Source organism: Pedobacter sp. 10L46_2 (assembly GCF_056395165.1).
In genome coordinates this window covers 1-3,952 of the sequence record NZ_JBFTIZ010000359.1, presented here as the reverse complement: position 1 = coordinate 3,952, position 3,952 = coordinate 1, and the positions used below count along the sequence as shown (strand labels likewise).

The 3,952-nt window shown below is 36.4% G+C and carries 3 protein-coding genes; all 3 read left to right on the top strand.

Features of this window, described 5'->3' with window-relative positions; genetic code table 11:
- Positions 1-336 precede the first annotated feature (336 nt).
- Positions 337-1,581 carry an efflux RND transporter periplasmic adaptor subunit gene (locus tag AC1DDX_RS24830; protein ID WP_477611747.1) on the top strand — a complete coding sequence of 415 codons (1,245 nt, stop codon included), beginning with the start codon at positions 337-339 and terminating at the stop codon, positions 1,579-1,581.
- Positions 1,582-1,715: 134 nt separating this feature from the next.
- On the top strand, positions 1,716-2,414 hold the full coding sequence (locus AC1DDX_RS24825; RefSeq protein WP_068890251.1) for an ABC transporter ATP-binding protein: 699 nt from the start codon (positions 1,716-1,718) through the stop codon (positions 2,412-2,414).
- A gap of 22 nt (positions 2,415-2,436) precedes the next feature.
- Positions 2,437-3,952: ABC transporter permease (locus AC1DDX_RS24820; protein WP_477622779.1), on the top strand; the 1,516-nt coding region annotated here is incomplete at its 3' end.

Genomic DNA, 3,952 nt, shown 5'->3' with positions numbered 1-3,952 from the left:
GAATGATATCTACTTCATTACGGCTTAGTAATACATTAATCTCTTTTGGTGATTTACAAGTGATTACCTGACTAAAATGCTGCTTTAAAAATAATCTTGCACTTAAAAGGATATCATCATCATCATCAATGACTAAAACGGTTGCATCTATCATTGTAATAAAAAATTTGTTAACCAAAAATACTAAAAGTGTTCGATGATGTACATCGAGTGTCCGATTTTGAACATGTTTTGTTTTGTGTTATATTTAATCAGTTGATTTACAGATGTCTAAAAGTTATTTGAGCAGTTGGCATATACTTGGCTTAGCGGTAAGTGTTAAGCGTAGAAAATAAAATGGATAAGAAAATAGAGAAAAAAAGATTCAATAAGAAAACCATCCTTATGCTGGTAGGAGGAGTRATCTTTGTGGGTCTTGTTGCATATGGGTACAGTTTGTCATTAAACAAAGTTTACAATGCCGATCCGGATAAAATCACCATCAATAAAGTACTTTATGGAGATTTTGAAGATGTAGTTTTATTAAATACCAGTGTTGTTCCGTTAACTTCTGTAATTGTCAGTTCTCCTGAAGGTGGTACTGTTGCAGAGATCTTTACTGAAAATGGAGCCAGTGTAGTAAAAGGAACACCTCTTTTAAGAATTACAAATCCCAATGCTTTATCTAGTTATACCTCTAGTGAGACCAGTATAATCGAACAGATCAATCAGCTGCGTAAGCTTAGGTTAGATCTTGAACAAAACCAAAGGGTGATGAGCCAGGATATGATGGATATTGAGAATAGTTTAAGAACGGCAACACGTAAATATAAAATAGACAGTGTATTGTATTCAAAAAAGGTAATCACTTTGCAGGAGTTTAACATATCAAGTCAGGACTATGAATATTATCAAGGTCGTAAAAAAATCCTGAGAGAAGCTGTAAAGCAAGAAAACCAGAGTCGTACGATGCAATTGCAACAAATAGATTTCTCTATAAGCAGAATGAACAAAAGTTTAGAAACCATTAGACAGAATATTGAAAATATGACCATTAAAGCTCCCGTTGCAGGCCGCTTATCATCATATGATCCGGTAACAGGTAAATCATATAATGCTAATGAAATGCTTGGTAAAATTGATGTGTTACAAGGTTATAAATTACAGGCTGGTGTTGATGAATATTACATTAACAGGGTAAAAGAAGGCCAGTCGGCAAACTGTGAATTTAACGGTAAAACCTATCGTTTAACGGTTAAAAAGGTAATCCCTGAGGTAACTGCCGGTCAGTTCCAAATAGAATTGACATTTGATGGTGCATCGCCGGATGGCTTAAGAAGAGGTTTATCGTTGCAGGTAAAACTAACCTTGTCTGATAACAGTAAATCGTTACTTCTGGCACAGGGACAGTTTTTTCAAAGCACTGGCGGGTCATGGGCGTTTGTACTTAAAGACGGGAAAGCAACAAAAAGAAATATAAAGATTGGACGTAAAAACCATCTGTATTATGAAGTACTGGAAGGTTTACAAAAGAATGAGGAAGTAATTACTTCATCTTATGATCAGTTCAATCAGTATGATATAATTGAAGTTAGTAAATAGAAATTAGTTTAGTTTTAGTTTAGTTAGATAGGAAAGGCCTTCTCTGTATCTGTGCGAGGAGCAGAGAAACTTTCCTATTACTAAAATAAAAAAATAGCATATATAAAATAGATTAACACCATAAAAATATAACCATGATAAAAATTGAGAATCTGGAAAAAGTTTACAAAACTGAAGAAATAGAAACAACTGCCTTAAATGGTATTAATCTTCATGTAAAAGAAGGAGAGTTTGTTTCTATAATGGGGCCTTCCGGTTGCGGCAAGTCTACCTTATTAAATGTAATGGGTTTGCTGGATAAACCTGAAAGTGGTAGTTATAAATTTATTGATACTGAGCTTCTGAAACTGAACGATAGAGAGCGTTCTAACTTTAGAAAACGTAATATGGGATTCGTATTCCAGAACTTTAACCTGATTGATGAACTGACAGTTTTTGAAAACATTGAACTGCCGCTGATCTATAACAAAGTTGCCGCGGGCGAACGCAAGCGCCTTGTAAATGAGATTATAGAACGGATGAATATTGTAAACCGAAGCGGACACTTCCCACAACAACTCTCTGGAGGACAGCAACAGCGTGTTGCTGTTGCCAGAGCTTTGGTAACCAAACCTAAACTGGTACTGGCCGATGAGCCTACCGGTAATTTGGACAGTTCACATGGTAATGAAGTAATGGAGTTATTGTGTGAGCTGAACGAAACAGGAACTACCATTGTAATGGTAACGCACTCTTCACATGATGCCAGTTTCTCTAACAGGATCATCAACCTAAAGGATGGACATGTTATTTCTGAAAAAATTAATAAGGGGCGTACAGAGGAATTGATCTAATTCCCTTAATAACTAGGTTACTATGTTTAAACTGAATCTTAAAATAGCATTGCGGAACCTCTGGAAAAACAAGGGATATACCTTTATAAACGTGCTTGGTCTTTCAATTGGAATGGCCAGCTGTATCCTTATTTTTATGTTCATCCGTTTTCAGCTGAGTTTTGATGAGGGATATAAAAATGAAGAAAGGATTTTCAGAGTAGTAACCAATTGGAAGTACAATGCCTTTGATGATTACTCTGCAGGAGTTCCTGTTCCTTTTGCAGCCGCGGCACGAAATGAAATTGCAGGATTTGAAAAGGTTGGCTCGATAGTAAAACGTGGTGGTATTTTGCATGTGAAAGACCAGACAGGAAGAGAGATCATTAAAACACAGGAAGCGGTATATTATGCCGACCCTGATTTTTTTGAAGTTTTTAATGATATCAGATGGCAATATGGCAATCCTCAGCAAGCACTATCTAAGCCTAATACCGTCGTTTTATCCGAAGCATTTGCAATTAAGTTTTTCGGGACAGCAGAACATGCTATTGGCAAAACCATTACATTAGGTGCCAAAACAAACCTTGAGGTAACAGGCGTAATACAGGACATGCCTCAAAATAGCAGTTTTCCGCTTGGGATCGTTATCAGTTATCAGACATACTATGGCCGGAATATCACGAACTGGGATTCTGTTAATTCGAGCTCATCAAGCTATGTTCTTTTAAAAGCCGGAGTGGCCCTTGCTGATATGCAGGTGCCTTTAGATAAGTTTAATAAAAAGTATTATCCGATTCAGAAAATTGCTGGTAATCAAAACAATCAACTTCAGGCATTAAGAGATATTCACTTTAGTACACAGTACGATAATTTCCTTGAATCGACAATTGGTAAAAGCGAAATCTATGGGTTAGCAATAATAGGCCTGTTCCTTATTCTAACAGCATGCATCAATTTTATAAATTTAAGCACTGCTCAATCTGTAAATCGCTCAAAAGAAATTGGTGTTCGCAAGGTTATGGGTAGCAAGCGGAAACAACTTATCGCACAGTTTTTAACCGAAACTTTTGCTCAAAGCTTAATCGCACTGTTAATTGCCTGTGTTATTGCCGAACTGGCAATACCGCCAATGCAAAATCTTTTTAAAGGACAAATTGAATTTAGTCTCTTCAGCCACATGAGCATTTTAGTATTCATGGTGCTTTTGGTTGTTTTTGTAGGTTTTCTTGCTGGCTTTTATCCTGCACTTATCATTTCCAGATTAAACCCTGTGTTGGCCATAAAAAATAAAATTTCTTTAAATGGTGGCAGTTTAAGCCTTCGTAAATTTTTGGTTGTGGTTCAATTTTCAATAACTGTGGTTTTGATTATCGGAACATTGGTAATCATCAGGCAAATGGAATATGTGCAAAAGAAATCTTTAGGCTTTGACCCGAACGCAGTTGCAATGGTTGGCATTTTGACCGATAGCACAAGCAAGACTAAATATAATACGTTTAAAGAACAGATATTGCAGGTTCCTGGGATTGAGTCCCTTAGTTTTTGCCAGTCAGCCC